The following is a 13,766-nucleotide window of genomic DNA, read 5'->3' as shown; positions in this document are numbered from 1 at the left end:
CATGGCCGAGCTGACGCCTCGCATGAAGGAGCTCGTCCAGCCCTACTTGGCCGGCATCGAGCCCTATGACCCCAACTTTACGCCCACGCGCATCAACCTTTCGGCCAACGAGAACACCTATCCCGTGCCGGCCGGCGTGCGCGAGGCGATCGACGCGGCCTTGGCTGCCACACCGCTCAACCGCTATCCCGATCCCATGTCCAACGACCTGCGCGACGAGCTTGTCGCTTGGCATGGCGTGGCACGTGAGAATATTTGCGTGGGAAACGGCGGCGACGAGCTGCTCTATAACTACTTGCTGGCGTTTGGCGGCGCGGGACGGACCCTGCTCAACTGCCCGCCGTGCTTTAGTGAGTATGCGTTCTTTGCGTCGCTTTGTCAGACCGAGGTGCGCGATGTGTGGCGCGACCCGGCGACCTTTGAGCTCGACCAAGCGGCTGTGCTCGCAGCGGCGCCCGAGTGCAATCTGGCGATCGTGACCTCGCCCAATAACCCCACGGGCGATGTGACGCCGCTCGACTTTGTCGCGGCCCTGTGCGATGCGTGCCCCGGCATGGTCATGGTCGACGAGGCCTACGTTGAGTTTGCCGACGATTCGTTTGGCGCGGTCACCACGGCGCAAGACCTTATCGCCGAGCATCCAAACCTGGTGATTCTGCATACGCTGTCCAAGGCGTTTGGCGCCGCCGGCACGCGTCTGGGCTACGTGATCGCGGCTCCCGATGTCATCGACGTGTTCGCGGCGATTCGTCAGATCTACTCGGTTAACGTGCTGAGTCAGGCCGCCGCGCTTGCCTGCGTGCGTGCCCGCGATGCGTACGCACCCGTGGTGGCACAGGTTGCATCCGAGCGCGAGCGCGAACTGTGTGCCCTGCACGCAATGGCTGCCGAGGGTCTGCCCGTGGAGGCGTGGCCGAGCGCGGCGAACTTTGTGCTCGTGCGCACGCCGCATGCCACGCACGTGCGCGAGCGCCTGCGCGACGAGTATTCAATTTTGGTGCGCGACTTTAGCTACGCGCCGGGGCTCGCGGACTGCCTGCGCATTACCGTGGGCACCCCGCAGGAAAACAACGAGGTGCTGGCCGCGTTTGCCGCGCTGGTGAAGGAGGAGATGTAGATGGACCGCTATGCCGAGGTGACCCGCAAGACGGGCGAGACCGACATTGTCGTAAAGCTCGACCTGGATGGAACCGGTATGTGCGATATCTCGACCGGCGTGCCGTTTTTCGACCACATGCTCAACGCCTTTGGTCGCCATGGCCTGTTCGATTTGACGGTACATGCGGTAGGCGACGTCGAGGTCGATGCGCATCACACCGTCGAGGACACGGGCATTGTGTTGGGCGAGGCGTTTTGCCAGGCGCTGGGCGACAAGGCGGGTATTACGCGCTTTGCCGACGCGGCGATCGCCATGGACGAGACGCTCGTGATGGCCGCCGTGGACATTTCGGGTCGCGGCCAGGCCTACTGCGAGCTGCCCGTGCCGACCGAGCGCGTGGGCAGCTTCGATACCGAGCTGGCCGTTGAGTTCTTCTATGCCTTCGCACGCGATGCCAAGCTCACGCTGCACGTGCGCGAACTGGCGGGTGGCAACTCGCATCACATTATCGAGGCCGCCTTTAAGGCCGTGGGCCGCACGATGCGCCATGCCTGCGAGCTCGATCCCCGCGTGCAGGGCATCCCCAGCACCAAGGGCTCGCTGTAACCTGCCAAAAAGGGACAGGTTTTGAATGGGAAAAGGGAGGGTCGCGTGGACGAACCGAAGATCGTGGTGGTCGACTACCACAAGGGCAACTTGTCGAGCGTTGCGCGCGGGCTTGCGCGCGCCGGTGCCGCCGCCTGTACGTCGGACGACCCGGAGCAGATCCGCCGCGCCGACGGCCTGGTCATCCCGGGCGTGGGCGCGTTCTATGACGCGATCGCCTTTATGCGCCAGAGCGGCGAGGCGGACGCGGTGCTCGATGCCGTCGCCGCCGGAACTCCGCTGCTCGGCATCTGCCTGGGCCTTCAGCTATTTTTTGAGCGCGGTAACGAGGGCGTGCCTGCGGACGAGGGCGCGGTCGCCGACGGCAACGCCTCCGAGCGGGCTGGCGGTCCTTGGGTCGATGGCCTGGGTATTATGCGCGGCTCGTGCACGCGCCTGGAGTCGAGCCGCCTGAAGGTGCCGCACGTGGGTTGGGACCAGGTGCACATGACGCCCGCCGGTGCGGCCGATCCGCTGCTTGCCGATTTTGCCGAGGGTGCCAACATGTACTTCACCCACAGCTATGCGGTGGCCGATGACGCCGATGCCGCTGATGTGCTGGCGTGCACGCACTATACGCGGAGTTTCCCGTGCATCGTGCGCCATGGCAACGTGTGGGGCTGCCAGTTCCATCCTGAGAAATCCTCCGCGCTGGGTCAGCGCATTCTTAAGAACTTCGTCAACATCGTCGAGGAGGCTGGCCGATGATCCTGTTTCCCGCAATCGATCTGATTGGCGGCAAGGTCGTGCGCCTGGAGCGCGGCGACCGCAGCCGCTGCAAGGTATATTCCGATGACCCCGTGGCCGTCGCCCGCTCGTTTGCCGAGCAGGGCGCAAGCTGGGTGCACGTCGTCGACCTGTCCGCCGCCTTTGGCGAGGACGAGGACGCATGCGCTGCCAATTCGGCGGCGATCGAGGCCATCTGCGGCGTCGACGGTCTGTTCGTGGACGTGGGCGGCGGCGTCCGCTCGCTCGCGCGCATCGACGAGTTGGCCGGCTACGGTGCGCGCCGCATCGCACTAGGCACGGTGCTCGTGACCGAGCCGGGTTTTGCCGAGGTGGCGGCCCAAGGCTTTGGCGAGCTGCTCGTGGCCGACATCGCCGCTCGCGACGGCCAGGTCAAGGTGAACGGCTGGCGCGACGGCGCGGGCGTGGCACTCGACGATGCCGTGGCGCAGCTTTCCGAGCTGGGCTTTAAGCATCTGGTGTATACCGACATCGCGCGCGATGGCATGCAGACGGGCATCGATGTGGCGGCGTATCGCCATGTGGCCGAGGTCGCGGGCTTTCCCGTCGTGGCTTCGGGTGGTATCTCGACGCTCGACGATATCCGCGCGCTTGCCGCGGTGGGCGAGGATGCCATCGAGGGCGCCATTACCGGCCGTGCGCTCTACGAGGGCAACTTTACGCTGGTACAGGCGCTAGCCGCCGCCCGAGGGGAGGAGTAGCCCATGCTTACCAAACGTGTGATTCCCTGCCTGGACGTCAAGGACGGCCGTGTGGTCAAGGGCGTCAACTTTGTGAGCCTGCGCGATGCGGGCGATCCGGTGGAGCTGGCGCGCGCCTACGACCGCGAGGGTGCGGACGAGGTCGTCTTCTTGGACATTACCGCCACGAGCGATAACCGCGCGACGACTATCGAGATGGCAGCGCATGCTGCCGAGGAACTGGCCATTCCCTATACCGTGGGCGGCGGCTTTCGCGACCTGGCGGGCATGCGCACCATGGTTGCCGCCGGTGCCGACAAGGTGTCGCTCAACTCGGCGGCCGTGCGCGACCCGTCGTTGATTAGCCAGGCTGCCGCGGCGTTTGGCAGCCAGGCCGTGGTCGTGGCGATCGATGCCAAGCGCGTCGGTTTGCCCGGAGAGCCGGGTGCCGACAAGTGGGAGGTCTTTACCGCGGGCGGTCGTAACGCCACGGGTATCGACGCGGTGTCGTGGGCCGAGGAGGCGGCTCGTCGCGGTGCCGGCGAGATCCTGCTGACCAGTATGGATCGCGACGGCACCAAGGCCGGCTTTGACCTGGCGCTCACCCGCGCCGTGGCCCGCGCGGTGCCGATTCCGGTGATTGCGAGCGGCGGCGTGGGCACGCTCGAGCATTTTGCCGAGGGTGTGATTGAGGGCGAGGCCGATGCCGTGTTGGCAGCGAGCGTCTTTCACTTTGGAACCTTCAGCATTCGCCAGGTGAAGGAGTATATGGCGTCGCAGGGAATCCCTGTGAGGTTGGACTTCTAGTGCTGCGGCTTGCCCAGGCACCCGACCTTCCGGCTCCAACCCTCCTCGCGTACTTAAGTACGCGTCGTCGGGCTTGTCGCTCGGAATCTCGGGCACCTGGACAACCCTCGCCGACCTGTGGGGTTTAAATTGGGGAGAGAAATGGAAGAGATAACCGAGCCTTCAAAGCTTAAATATGACGCCCGCGGGCTGATTCCTTGTGTGGTTCAGCAATATGACACTGGCGAGGTGCTTATGGTTGCTTGGATGAACGAGGAATCGGTGGGGCTGACACTCAAGACCGGTACCACGTGGTTTTGGAGCCGCAGCCGCCAGGGGCTCTGGAACAAGGGCGCGACGAGCGGCAACATGCAAGAGGTCAAGGAACTCTGGGCCGACTGCGATAGCGATACGCTGCTGGTCAAGGTCGACTCGCCGGGTCCGGCCTGCCATACCGGCAACCGTACCTGCTTCTTTAAGAAACTCGCGTAGGGCGGGCGCTCGGCTAAGCGCTTGGCCAACCAGAAAGGATTGAACCATGGGTGTGCGCACTGCGAATGTTCAGGATGGAAATATCGGTGAGACGCTGGCGGGGTTGGCCGAGGTGATTCATGGCCGTCGCGACGCATCACCGCAGGAGAGCTATACCGCTCGTCTGCTGACCGACGTCGAGGATGAGCTGCTCAAGAAGCTTGCCGAGGAGGCGAGCGAGGTCATCATGGCCTGCAAGGATAACGATCACGATCACATTCGCTACGAGGCCGGCGACCTGGTCTACCATCTGCTCGTAACGCTCGAACGCTACGGTATCACCCTCGACGAACTGGCCGGCGAACTCAACGCCCGCCGCCACTAGTCATTGGGTAGTCATTGGGGACGTTCTTAAATGACTAGTCGTTTGGGACAGTCTTTGCCGGCGCTGCCAAAAAACACGCCCAATTACTACGTTGAAACTGGATCTGCTGACCACACGTCGGTTTTGAGCAAATCGTCAACGCTTCTACCTGCGGTTTTATTTTCCGCATTAAGCCGATGGTCGGAGGTTTGCGGTTCATCGTAGTAAACGGGCATTCTTTTTGGCGGGCGGTGTTGCACGGGCGTCGGTGGTGGGCGAAACGATCCGTTTTCCTCCGTCCCCAAGGGGTCATTTGTGAAGAGTGTCCCCAATGACTAGTCTTAGGCGAGGGACGTGGGCTCCCATTCTCCGGCGAGGTGGGGGATGTCGAAGGTTCGATAACCGCAGTCGTAGGCGTGGGCCTGGGCCTCGCGGATGTTCCAGCAGATGTCGCAGGCGCGGTGTGCGTCCGAGCCAAAAGTGATCGGCACCTCGGCGTGGGCGAAGCAACGCAACAACCCGGTCGCGGGATAGTAGTCGTCGAGTCCCTTGCGCGGCGCGGCGGTCGAGACCTCAACGCGGCGGCCTGTGTCGTGTGCACACTCTGCCATCTGCCCCCAGAACGGCGCGGGGTCAAAGTCGGGCGCAAAGCCCTCTTTCGAAAAGCGCATGACCAGGTCGGGGTGAGCCATCACATCAAAGTTGAGCGGGCTCTCGCAGGCGCGGCACCAGTCATCGACATAGCGCTCCCACACGCCGCGTACCCCCAGGTTTTCCCAAACGTGCAGGTTGGTGTCATCGTCGATCCAGCCGCAGCGCGAATCGGGCGTATCGGGACGAGCGACGTCCTCCGTTCCCGCCGTACCCGCGGCACCGGCCATGATATCGCCTGGGTTGCCAATCCAGTGCACACTGCCCAGGCGCACGACGGCGCCCTGGGACCAGCGCTCAACCAAAGGCTCGCAGCCCTCGTACCAATCGCATTCGAAACCGTAGATAAAGGTGAGTTCTGGCGCAATCTGAGCGGCAAGATTGCGAGCGTCCTCAAAAGCCAGACGATGTGCCGGCAGGTCGCCCTCGACGACCTGCACCTCGCAGTTGGCATCCATGCTGGCAGGTAGGGTGAGATGGTCGGTCGAGACCATGGCGCGGCAGCCGGCGGCGACAGCGGCGCGGACGTTGTCCTCAAATGAGGCATGGCCGTCCGAAAACGAGGTGTGGGTATGGCAATCGACCAGCGGGCACATAGGCATAGCGGCTCCTTTGCATTTGGCGAATCCGCTCCATTGTAATGGCGCAGCCTCGGCGCGTCGTACGCGCGGGGTGCCGAAATCGATTGGAAAGGGTGCGCGGCGCGTGGTGCGGCCTCGCTTGCGCTTTCAAAACATGTACATTAGCCTCCAAAAGCTGCAAAAAATGACATGTTTGGAGGCTGACGTACACGTTTGAGTGGAGCGGGCCGGCGTTGGAGCGCGCCAGCACTTGCGCCCAGCAAAAGTCGCACCTATCCCATGACGCCGCCCCTGCGCCGCCCGCGATGTGCTAGCGTTTGGATGAACAAAACGAGCCCGTGCGGAAAGGAGCCGGACCGTATGCCATGCGATAGCAAATCTCCGCTGTCTCGCGAGACCGATGCGCCCGAGACCATCGTCAAGCTGGAATGCGACATCGACGATGCGTCGCCCGAGGTACTCGCCTACGCCGCCGACCGCCTGCGCGAGGCCGGTGCGCGCGAGGTGCACTGGCTGCCCGTTTATTGCAAGAAAGGCCGCCCCGGCTGGCAGCTGCAGGTAATCTGCACCTACGGGGATATCGAGCGCCTGCAGACGATCATCTTCTTGGAAACCACGACCAACGGCATTCGTCGCCAGGTCATGGAACGCGTTTGCCTGCCACGCCGCTTTGAGCAGGTGACGACGCCATGGGGCGAGGTGTCCGTCAAGGTGGCCACCCTGCCCGACGGCAGCGAGCGTGCAGCGCCCGAGTACGAGGACTGCGCCCGCCTTGCCTGCGAGCACGGTGTGCCGCTCCAGCGCGTGATGCAGGCAGCACAAGCCGCGGCTCTGCAATTTGAGTGACACGGTCGGCGACGCGCCACACCCACCCCATCAACCTCACCGAAAGGACCACCATGAAATACCTCATCGCCTCCGATATCCACGGCTCGGCATATTGGACCGAGCGCCTCTGCGCCGCCATCGAGTCCGAGCAGCCTGACCGCATCGTGCTGCTGGGCGACCTGCTCTACCACGGTCCGCGCAACGACCTGCCGCGCGATTACGCCCCCAAGCGCGTAATCCCGCTGCTCAACGCCCTGGCCGACCGCATCATCGCGGTGCGCGGCAACTGCGACGCCGAGGTCGACCAGATGGTGCTCGACTTCCCCGTCATGGCCGACTATGCCACGCTGTTCGACGAGACCGGCCGCGAGCTGTTCCTGACGCACGGCCATGTCTTTGGCGCCGGCATGTACAACAGCGTCGACCACGCGCCCGCGTTGCCCGAGGGCTCCGCGCTCGTCTACGGCCATACGCACATCAAGGTCAACGAGGAAAGCGCCGCGCACCTGGGCCTGTGGCTCTTCAACCCCGGCAGCGTGAGCATTCCCAAGGACGGTACGCATAGCTACGGCATCTACGAGGGCGGCGCGTTCCGTCACGTGGTCCTGGAGGAGGAATAACTATGGCGCAGCACATGGCTCAGCAAAATGCCGAGGGTTCGCGCGACCTGTCCACGCTGGTCGACGCGTCGGCCGAGCTGCAGCATCTGGTGCAGACTATCTGGCGTCTGCGTCAGCCCGATGGCTGCCCGTGGGATCGCGAGCAGACGCATCAGAGCATCGGCAAGAACATGATCGAGGAAGCCTACGAGGCGCTCGATTGCATCGAGGCCGATGATGCCACGCATCTGCGCGAGGAGCTGGGCGACGTGCTCATGCAGGTAGTGCTGCATGCGCAGATTGCGGCCGACGCCGGCGAGTTTACACTGGCCGACGTGGCGCGCGATATCGACGCCAAGCTCATTCGTCGCCACCCGCACGTGTTTGGCGATGCGGATGCCGACAGCTCCGACGAGGTGCTCAAGATTTGGGACGAGGTCAAGCTTGCCGAGAAAGCCGCCAAGGACAAGGCCGTGGCGGCGGGTGAGGCCACGCCCGAGGGCCTGCTCGACGGCGTGCCCACGCATCTGCCGGCGCTGATGCAGGCTCAGAAGGTCTCGCGCAAGGCAGCTGCCGTGGGCTTTGAGTGGGAGACGGTCCAGGATGTGTGGGACGAGGTCGCCGAGGAGCGTGCCGAGTTTGAGGCCGAGGCCCCTGGCTCGCCCGAGCGCGAAATGGAGTTTGGCGACCTGCTCTTTGCCTTGGTCAACGTCGCGCGCAAGGAGGGCATTGACGCCGAGAGCGCCCTTCGTGCCAGCACGGCAAAGTTCCGCCGCCGCTGGGCCGCGATGGAGCAGATGGCGGCCGATGCCCACGTAGATCTTGCCGAGCTTTCGACCCACGGCCTCAACGACCTGTGGGATGCCGCAAAGGCGGAGGAGTAAGACTGCGGGAACGACGGGCTGACATGCCTCATCGTTCCCGCTAAATTTTTCGAAAATCAAGTGTATCCTTCGGCTAACTTAGGGCATAATGCAAAAAGTGCGACATGGCTAACTTACGGAGGCGCACCGATGGTGCACGGTCAGCCGGTCGCTTGCATCCACTACGTTTCCAAGTGAGAGGGAGACAACATGAGCGATATTTTGGACGTCTACGGTCGCGAGGTACTCGACAGCCGCGGCAATCCCACCGTCGAGGTCGAGGTCGTGCTCGAGGACGGCAGCTTTGGCCGCGCAATGGTGCCTTCGGGTGCTTCGACCGGCGCCTTTGAGGCCTGCGAGCTACGCGATGGCGACAAGGGCCGCTACCTGGGCAAGGGCGTTTCGCAGGCCGTCGAGCACGTCAACAACGAGTGCGCTAACGCCGTCGTGGGCCTCGACGCCTTCGACCAGCGCGCCGTCGATGCCGCGCTGATTGCCGCGGACGGTACCCCCAACAAGACCAAGCTCGGTGCCAACGCCATCCTGGGTGTGTCGCTGGCCGTCGCCCGCGCCGCTGCCGAGTCGGCGGGCCTGTCGCTGTACCAGTACCTGGGCGGCGTCAACGCCCACCTGCTGCCCACGCCCATGATGAACATCCTCAACGGCGGCGTGCATGCCGACAATAACGTTGACTTCCAGGAGTTTATGATCATGCCGGTGGGCGCCCCGAGTTTTGCCGAGGGCCTGCGTTGGTGCGCCGAGGTCTACCACACCCTCAAGGGCGTGCTGCACGAGGCCGGCCTGGGCGGCGGCGTGGGCGACGAGGGCGGCTTTGCCCCCAACCTTAAGACCAATGCCGAGCCGTTCGAGTACATCACCAAGGCCGTCGAGAAGGCCGGCTTTAAGCCCGGCGTCGACTTCATGTACGCCATGGACCCGGCGTCCACCGAGTTCTACAACGCCGAGACCGGCATGTACGAGCTCAAGGGCGAGGGCGTGGAGTACACGAGCGCCCAGATGGTCGATTACTGGGAGAAGCTCGTCGACACCTATCCCATCATCTCCATCGAGGACGGCATGGCCGAGGAGGACTGGGACGGCTGGGTCGAGCTTACCCGCCGCATTGGCAACAAGGTGCAGCTGGTGGGCGACGACCTGTTCGTCACCAACACCGAGCGCCTCAAGAAGGGCATCGAGCTTGGTGCCGCCAACGCGATCCTGGTCAAGGTCAACCAGATCGGTACGCTCACCGAGTCGCTCGAGGCCATCGAGACCGCCAAGGAGGCCGGCTACGCCTGCATCGTGAGTCACCGCTCCGGCGAGACCGAGGACTCCACGATCGCCGACCTGGTCGTGGGCGTCAACGCCGGCCAGATCAAGTCGGGCGCCCCGTGCCGCAGCGATCGCATCGCCAAGTACAACCAGCTCATCCGCATCGAGGACGAGCTCGAGGGCAGTGCGCGCTACGCCGGCAAGGCCTCGTTCTACAACATTCGCTAAACAAGTGGCGCTCGCGGGGGGGGCGGGGCTGACTCGGCTCCGTTCCACTTCTGATGGCCGCCATTGGGCGCTGGGCCATATGACTCAGCGCCTTTTTTATGTCGAGCAAAGGCTGGCGAAGGCGGTGCGGGCGCTCGTGCTATAACTAGAATACTTAGCGCAAACAAACCTCAACCGCACAAGGCGCACATGGATCAGATTTACGACAACAGGTACTATTCCGCCGGTTCGCGTGAGCCGTCGCCTCGCCGTGCGCGCACGGTGCAGCTCGGTGGGTCCGCCTACGCCGGCGCCGACCGCTCCATGCAGCGCCCGACAAGTACCTCGCGCCCCAATGCTCAAGTGAATACTTCGACAGATGGACCGGTGCGCCCGGCACGTTCGTCGCATGCTCAGCGCTCGTCGGCTCAAACGCACGATAGGTCGAGCAGGCCTTCGAACCGTTTTTCGGGCTCGGACTTTATGCACTACGCCAACGACAACGCGGTGGTCAAGGCGATCTACGACTTTACCCACGGTCCTCAGCGAGGGCTATTCATCGGCATTGTCGTTGCCCTGGTGCTCGTGAGCCTGTATTTCCCCGTGCGCGATCTGTACGTGGCAAAGCGTTCGAGCGATATCTTGGCCAAGCAGGTCGAGATTCGTCAGCAATACAATGATGAGCTGCAAAAAAGCGTCGACAAACTGCTCTCGGAGGAGGGCATTAAGGATGCGGCGTCCGAGGATCTGGGCCTGGTGATGCCCGGCGAGAAGAGGGTTGAAGTGCAGGGCCTGGACGACGATTCGGATTCGTCTTCGAGCAAGAAGTCGTCGAACGCCAAGAAGGCCAGCGAAGTTGCCAAGGAAATCGAAGACGTCGGTAAGGACGCCCCGTGGTATATCCAGGCGCTCGACATGCTGTTTGGGTTTAACGGTGTCGAGGGCCAGACGGTCGTGTCCAACGGCGAGTAGCGCCCGGAGGGGAACCCGCAATGGCAGATTGCAAACGATATAAGGTGGCGGCGATCGATCTGGGAACGGTGTCGTCGCGACTGGTGTTGGCCCAGGTCGAGGGCGGGGCGATCGTGGGATCGTCCAAGCATACCGAGATTACCGACCTGGGCGAGGGTGTGGACGCGACGGGTCGCTTTTGCGAGGCGGCTGTCGAGCGTGTGCTCGCTGCGTGTCGCATGTTTGCGGATGAGGCCCGTGCCTTTGGGGCCGCGTGCATCTGCACCACGTGCACGAGCGCCGCGCGCGATGCGTCCAATGCCGCGCTGCTGCTGGACGGCCTGCGCGATCTGGGGCTTGAGCCACAGGTGATTCCGGGCGAGGTCGAGGCGCGCCTGACGTTTTTTGGCGTGGCACACGACTTTGCTGGCGAGCGCATCATTGTTGCCGATTCGGGCGGCGGATCCACGGAGCTCGCGACGGGCGTCTATGCGCCGGAGCGTGGGGTCTTTGCGCTGGAGGGCACGCGTTCGCTGGACATCGGTTGTCGCCGTGTGACGGAGCGATTTTTCTCGGCACTGCCGCCCGCACGCGGCGAGCTTACTGCCGCTGCCGCGTGGGCGGGCGAGCAGTTCGCTGCCTATTTTGAGGGCCTGCCGAGCAATTTTGAGCGCGCCGAACGCTTGGTCGCAGTGGGTGGCACCGTCACCACACTCGTGGCGCTCGTTCATGAGCTGGAACCGTACGATTCGAGCTTTGTGCACCTGCGCGAGCTTTCGCTGGATCAGGTTTCGGCCGCTATCGAGCGCATGTCTGCGTTGGATGTTGCAGGCATTGCCGCGTTGCCGGGCGTGCAGCCCAAGCGCGCGGGCGTGATTCTGGCCGGCGCCGTGGTGATCCGCGAGCTCATGCGTGCCGGCGGCTACGATGCGCTCACCGTAAGCGAGAACAGCCTCCTCGCCGGCATGGCCGCCACTATCAACGAAACCCTCGACGGCGCGACTCCCACCATCGGCTGGACCCCGAGCCTGAGTGCTCTTTAACCGTCTTCCTCTGAGTTGCGGTGAAATAGTTCCTAAATAAGCTGGTAAACGGTATAAACAGGATCTATTCCACCGCAACTTAGAGCCCCGCCGGCGTGTAAAAGAAACGAGCCCGCATCCCTGGGGGACGCGGGCTCGTAAAAACCAAATGGTAGGGGCGGTGGGACGTCCGCGCATTTGCTGCGCAAATCCGCACCGGCTTCGGACGCCTGCTGGCGCCCTCGCCGGCTCGCTGCGGACGCTGCGCGTCCGCTTGACGCTCGCCCCCCCCCTCGCGGGTTCGAGTCCCACCGGCATCTAAAAGAAGTGAGCCCGCATCCCTTGGGGACACGGGCTCGAAAGCTCCATATGGTAGGGGCGGTGGGACTCGAACCCACAATCCTTGCGGCGAGAGATTTTAAGTCTCCTGCGTATGCCAATTCCGCCACGCCCCCGTGAGACTAGAAGTCTAGCACAAGCCGTCCGTTACGCGTTGACGGCCATCGAGTGTTGCCCCGACTTCTCCAGGAACTCCTGGAACTTGGCTTCGTCGCCCTTGTTCTTGTACTGCAGAGCCAACAGATACTCCAAGCGGCAGCTCTTGACCTTGTCGTCACCGGCCTCCTTGAGCATGCGCTCCAGCTCGGGAATGTCGTTGTGGCGCTTGAGAATCATCGTGTCGTACATCAGTTGGCATTCGTGTGCGACTGCCTCGGCCTGGCCGCCCTCAAAGCCTTTGATCTCGTGCAGCAGCTCCTTGGACTTTTTGCGGTCCTCCTGGCCAACGTAGTAGTTAAAGGCCTTAATTACCAGGTCGACACGCTGCATCTTGGGGAGGTTGAGTCCCAGCAGCAGGTCGAACATCTCGTCGGCGCGCTTATGGTCCTCGCGCAGCAGATAGGAGTTCAGGCGCAGGTAGTCGCGGTTATAGCGCGGGTACAGCATGCTGGTGAGTTTGGCGTCGAGCAAACGATCGAACTCGTCCCACTGCTTGGCAGCCATAAGCTGCTGCAAGCGCTTGAACGTGGTGCGTTTTTTGACGCTAAAGAACACCGACACGGCGATGCAGATGATAACGACGGCGGTCCAGAGGGTGCGGGAATCGGGCATTTTAGAGTCCTTAGTCGCTCGTAAAGCGAGCGGTATGACAACACGTGCTAGATGTATTATACGCGGCGTGCAAGCAAACTGGCATAAAAGCGCATCGAGGCCGAGCGCCATCGCTCGCTGCGGTACACTTACCTAAAGTAAACCATGAAGGGAGACATTACCTATGAAGAAGATCGTTTTGGCTTGCGGTGCTGGCGCTGCTACTTCCACGCTCGTTGCCCAGAAGGTCGCCACCATGCTCGACGCCAACGGTTACGCCGACAAGTACGAGATCGTGCAGTGCGCCATCTCCGAGGCCAAGGACGTTTGCGACGAGGGCGCCGATCTGCTGATCGCCACCACCGTTGCCCCCGAGGGCCTTACCTGCCCGTACGTGAGCGGCGTGCCCTTCATGACCGGCATGAACCGCGTCGCTGCCGAGAAGGCCGTTCTTGACGTCATGGCTCAGTAGGCGCTGACTGCATGAGTGAGCAGAACGCCAATCCGGTCGAGCTCTTTGGCATGCGCGTTGCCCATGTGGGCATTAACGCCACCGACCCGGCAGACGCCCTGGAGATCGCGGAGCTGTTCTCGACGATGATGGGTCTGCCCGTTATCGAGACCCCGGTTTCGTACTTTAACGATTCGCTGGTCGAGGTCATGAAGCAGAATGGTCGTGGCACCAAGGGCCACATCGGCTTTGCCGTCAACGACATTGATGCGGCCGAGAAGTGGTTTGCCGAGCGCGGGCTCGAGGTCAACGAAGAGTCGCGCGCGCTGCTGCCCGACGGTAGCACCAAGCTCGTGTACTTTAAGCGCGAGTTCGCCGGTTTCGCCGTGCATCTGTGCCGCGAGTAGCGCACAAGCTGCCATAGCTAGCAAAAAGGGATAGGGCCGTGTGGCCCTATCCC

The 13,766-nt window shown here is 63.1% G+C and carries 17 protein-coding genes and 1 tRNA gene; 15 read left to right on the top strand and 3 right to left on the bottom strand.

The window, feature by feature from the left end; translation table 11 throughout:
* The first annotated feature begins 1 nt into the window (after position 1).
* From hisC to hisE, 7 genes are all read left to right on the top strand, one after another.
* Entirely contained in the window at positions 2–1,117 is a 1,116-nt protein-coding gene (gene hisC / locus AB5Z25_RS02295) for a histidinol-phosphate transaminase (RefSeq protein ID WP_195363449.1), read from the top strand.
* The gene (gene hisB / locus AB5Z25_RS02290) at positions 1,118–1,705 is read left to right on the top strand and encodes an imidazoleglycerol-phosphate dehydratase HisB (protein WP_195363448.1); all 588 of its coding nucleotides are present in this window, start codon (positions 1,118–1,120) and stop codon (positions 1,703–1,705) included. It abuts the gene before it with no gap.
* 45 nt (positions 1,706–1,750) lie between these two features.
* Complete coding sequence (locus tag AB5Z25_RS02285) at positions 1,751–2,452, top strand: imidazole glycerol phosphate synthase subunit HisH (protein WP_368134696.1); 702 nt, start codon at positions 1,751–1,753, stop codon at positions 2,450–2,452.
* On the top strand, positions 2,449–3,192 hold the full coding sequence (locus AB5Z25_RS02280; protein WP_368134695.1) for a 1-(5-phosphoribosyl)-5-[(5-phosphoribosylamino)methylideneamino]imidazole-4-carboxamide isomerase: 744 nt from the start codon (positions 2,449–2,451) through the stop codon (positions 3,190–3,192). Before AB5Z25_RS02285 ends, AB5Z25_RS02280 begins: the two co-directional genes overlap by 4 nt.
* 3 nt (positions 3,193–3,195) lie before the next feature.
* Positions 3,196–3,978: an imidazole glycerol phosphate synthase subunit HisF gene (gene hisF, locus AB5Z25_RS02275; protein ID WP_368134694.1), complete on the top strand. Its 783-nt coding sequence runs from the start codon at positions 3,196–3,198 to the stop codon at positions 3,976–3,978.
* Positions 3,979–4,119: 141 nt separating this feature from the next.
* The gene (gene hisI / locus AB5Z25_RS02270; RefSeq protein ID WP_368134693.1) at positions 4,120–4,449 is read left to right on the top strand and encodes a phosphoribosyl-AMP cyclohydrolase; all 330 of its coding nucleotides are present in this window, start codon (positions 4,120–4,122) and stop codon (positions 4,447–4,449) included.
* A 46-nt stretch (positions 4,450–4,495) separates the two neighbouring features.
* The gene (gene hisE, locus AB5Z25_RS02265; protein ID WP_368134692.1) at positions 4,496–4,813 is read left to right on the top strand and encodes a phosphoribosyl-ATP diphosphatase; all 318 of its coding nucleotides are present in this window, start codon (positions 4,496–4,498) and stop codon (positions 4,811–4,813) included.
* A gap of 320 nt (positions 4,814–5,133) precedes the next feature.
* Here the strand turns inward: hisE and AB5Z25_RS02260 are convergent, their stop codons facing one another.
* Entirely contained in the window at positions 5,134–6,045 is a 912-nt protein-coding gene (locus AB5Z25_RS02260) for a PHP domain-containing protein (protein WP_368134691.1), read from the bottom strand.
* A gap of 339 nt (positions 6,046–6,384) precedes the next feature.
* Here AB5Z25_RS02260 and larC2 point away from each other — a divergent pair, with 339 nt between their 5' ends.
* The 6 genes from larC2 (at position 6,385) to AB5Z25_RS02230 (ending at position 11,787) form a co-directional block, all read left to right on the top strand.
* Complete coding sequence (gene larC2 / locus AB5Z25_RS02255; protein ID WP_229042063.1) at positions 6,385–6,870, top strand: nickel pincer cofactor biosynthesis protein LarC2; 486 nt, start codon at positions 6,385–6,387, stop codon at positions 6,868–6,870.
* Positions 6,871–6,923: 53 nt separating this feature from the next.
* On the top strand, positions 6,924–7,472 hold the full coding sequence (yfcE, locus tag AB5Z25_RS02250; RefSeq protein ID WP_368134690.1) for a phosphodiesterase: 549 nt from the start codon (positions 6,924–6,926) through the stop codon (positions 7,470–7,472).
* 2 nt (positions 7,473–7,474) lie between these two features.
* Positions 7,475–8,335, top strand: a complete 861-nt coding sequence (mazG, locus tag AB5Z25_RS02245) for a nucleoside triphosphate pyrophosphohydrolase (RefSeq protein WP_368134689.1) — start codon at positions 7,475–7,477, stop codon at positions 8,333–8,335.
* Positions 8,336–8,524: 189 nt separating this feature from the next.
* The gene (gene eno, locus AB5Z25_RS02240; protein ID WP_368134688.1) at positions 8,525–9,814 is read left to right on the top strand and encodes a phosphopyruvate hydratase; all 1,290 of its coding nucleotides are present in this window, start codon (positions 8,525–8,527) and stop codon (positions 9,812–9,814) included.
* Positions 9,815–10,003: 189 nt separating this feature from the next.
* Positions 10,004–10,765, top strand: coding sequence for a hypothetical protein (locus AB5Z25_RS02235; protein WP_368134687.1), 762 nt, complete (start codon positions 10,004–10,006; stop codon positions 10,763–10,765).
* Positions 10,766–10,785: 20 nt separating this feature from the next.
* The gene (locus tag AB5Z25_RS02230) at positions 10,786–11,787 is read left to right on the top strand and encodes a Ppx/GppA phosphatase family protein (protein WP_368134686.1); all 1,002 of its coding nucleotides are present in this window, start codon (positions 10,786–10,788) and stop codon (positions 11,785–11,787) included.
* 349 nt (positions 11,788–12,136) lie between these two features.
* Here AB5Z25_RS02230 and AB5Z25_RS02225 read toward each other — a convergent pair.
* Both AB5Z25_RS02225 and AB5Z25_RS02220 read right to left on the bottom strand, forming a co-directional pair.
* Positions 12,137–12,221: transfer RNA gene (locus tag AB5Z25_RS02225), tRNA-Leu, on the bottom strand.
* Between the two features lie 31 nt (positions 12,222–12,252).
* The gene (locus AB5Z25_RS02220; RefSeq protein WP_349070502.1) at positions 12,253–12,876 is read right to left on the bottom strand and encodes a hypothetical protein; all 624 of its coding nucleotides are present in this window, start codon (positions 12,874–12,876) and stop codon (positions 12,253–12,255) included.
* Between the two features lie 163 nt (positions 12,877–13,039).
* Here AB5Z25_RS02220 and AB5Z25_RS02215 point away from each other — a divergent pair, with 163 nt between their 5' ends.
* Both AB5Z25_RS02215 and AB5Z25_RS02210 read left to right on the top strand, forming a co-directional pair.
* The gene (locus tag AB5Z25_RS02215) at positions 13,040–13,327 is read left to right on the top strand and encodes a PTS sugar transporter subunit IIB (protein WP_148332642.1); all 288 of its coding nucleotides are present in this window, start codon (positions 13,040–13,042) and stop codon (positions 13,325–13,327) included.
* A gap of 11 nt (positions 13,328–13,338) precedes the next feature.
* A complete protein-coding gene (locus AB5Z25_RS02210) occupies positions 13,339–13,713 on the top strand; it encodes a VOC family protein (protein ID WP_117802785.1) in 375 nt (124 codons plus the stop codon).
* The last annotated feature ends 53 nt before the right edge of the window (positions 13,714–13,766 follow it).

The organism is Collinsella aerofaciens (assembly GCF_040910325.1).
Classification (GTDB): domain Bacteria; phylum Actinomycetota; class Coriobacteriia; order Coriobacteriales; family Coriobacteriaceae; genus Collinsella; species Collinsella aerofaciens_BL.
The sequence above is the reverse complement of the archived record's forward strand: the minus strand, read 5'-3'. Positions and strand labels throughout refer to the sequence as shown.

Bases quoted from the DNA above. Each gene is read 5' to 3' on its own strand.
- hisC (WP_195363449.1), top strand. From the start codon at position 2: ATGGCCGAGCTGACGCCTCGCATGAAGGAGCTCGTCCAGCCCTACTTG.
- hisB (WP_195363448.1), top strand. From the start codon at position 1,118: ATGGACCGCTATGCCGAGGTGACCCGCAAGACGGGCGAGACCGACATT.
- AB5Z25_RS02280 (WP_368134695.1), top strand. From the start codon at position 2,449: ATGATCCTGTTTCCCGCAATCGATCTGATTGGCGGCAAGGTCGTGCGC.
- hisF (WP_368134694.1), top strand. From the start codon at position 3,196: ATGCTTACCAAACGTGTGATTCCCTGCCTGGACGTCAAGGACGGCCGT.
- hisI (WP_368134693.1), top strand. From the start codon at position 4,120: ATGGAAGAGATAACCGAGCCTTCAAAGCTTAAATATGACGCCCGCGGG.
- hisE (WP_368134692.1), top strand. From the start codon at position 4,496: ATGGGTGTGCGCACTGCGAATGTTCAGGATGGAAATATCGGTGAGACG.
- AB5Z25_RS02260 (WP_368134691.1), bottom strand. From the start codon at position 6,045: ATGCCTATGTGCCCGCTGGTCGATTGCCATACCCACACCTCGTTTTCG.
- larC2 (WP_229042063.1), top strand. From the start codon at position 6,385: ATGCCATGCGATAGCAAATCTCCGCTGTCTCGCGAGACCGATGCGCCC.
- yfcE (WP_368134690.1), top strand. From the start codon at position 6,924: ATGAAATACCTCATCGCCTCCGATATCCACGGCTCGGCATATTGGACC.
- mazG (WP_368134689.1), top strand. From the start codon at position 7,475: ATGGCGCAGCACATGGCTCAGCAAAATGCCGAGGGTTCGCGCGACCTG.
- eno (WP_368134688.1), top strand. From the start codon at position 8,525: ATGAGCGATATTTTGGACGTCTACGGTCGCGAGGTACTCGACAGCCGC.
- AB5Z25_RS02235 (WP_368134687.1), top strand. From the start codon at position 10,004: ATGGATCAGATTTACGACAACAGGTACTATTCCGCCGGTTCGCGTGAG.
- AB5Z25_RS02230 (WP_368134686.1), top strand. From the start codon at position 10,786: ATGGCAGATTGCAAACGATATAAGGTGGCGGCGATCGATCTGGGAACG.
- AB5Z25_RS02220 (WP_349070502.1), bottom strand. From the start codon at position 12,876: ATGCCCGATTCCCGCACCCTCTGGACCGCCGTCGTTATCATCTGCATC.
- AB5Z25_RS02215 (WP_148332642.1), top strand. From the start codon at position 13,040: ATGAAGAAGATCGTTTTGGCTTGCGGTGCTGGCGCTGCTACTTCCACG.
- AB5Z25_RS02210 (WP_117802785.1), top strand. From the start codon at position 13,339: ATGAGTGAGCAGAACGCCAATCCGGTCGAGCTCTTTGGCATGCGCGTT.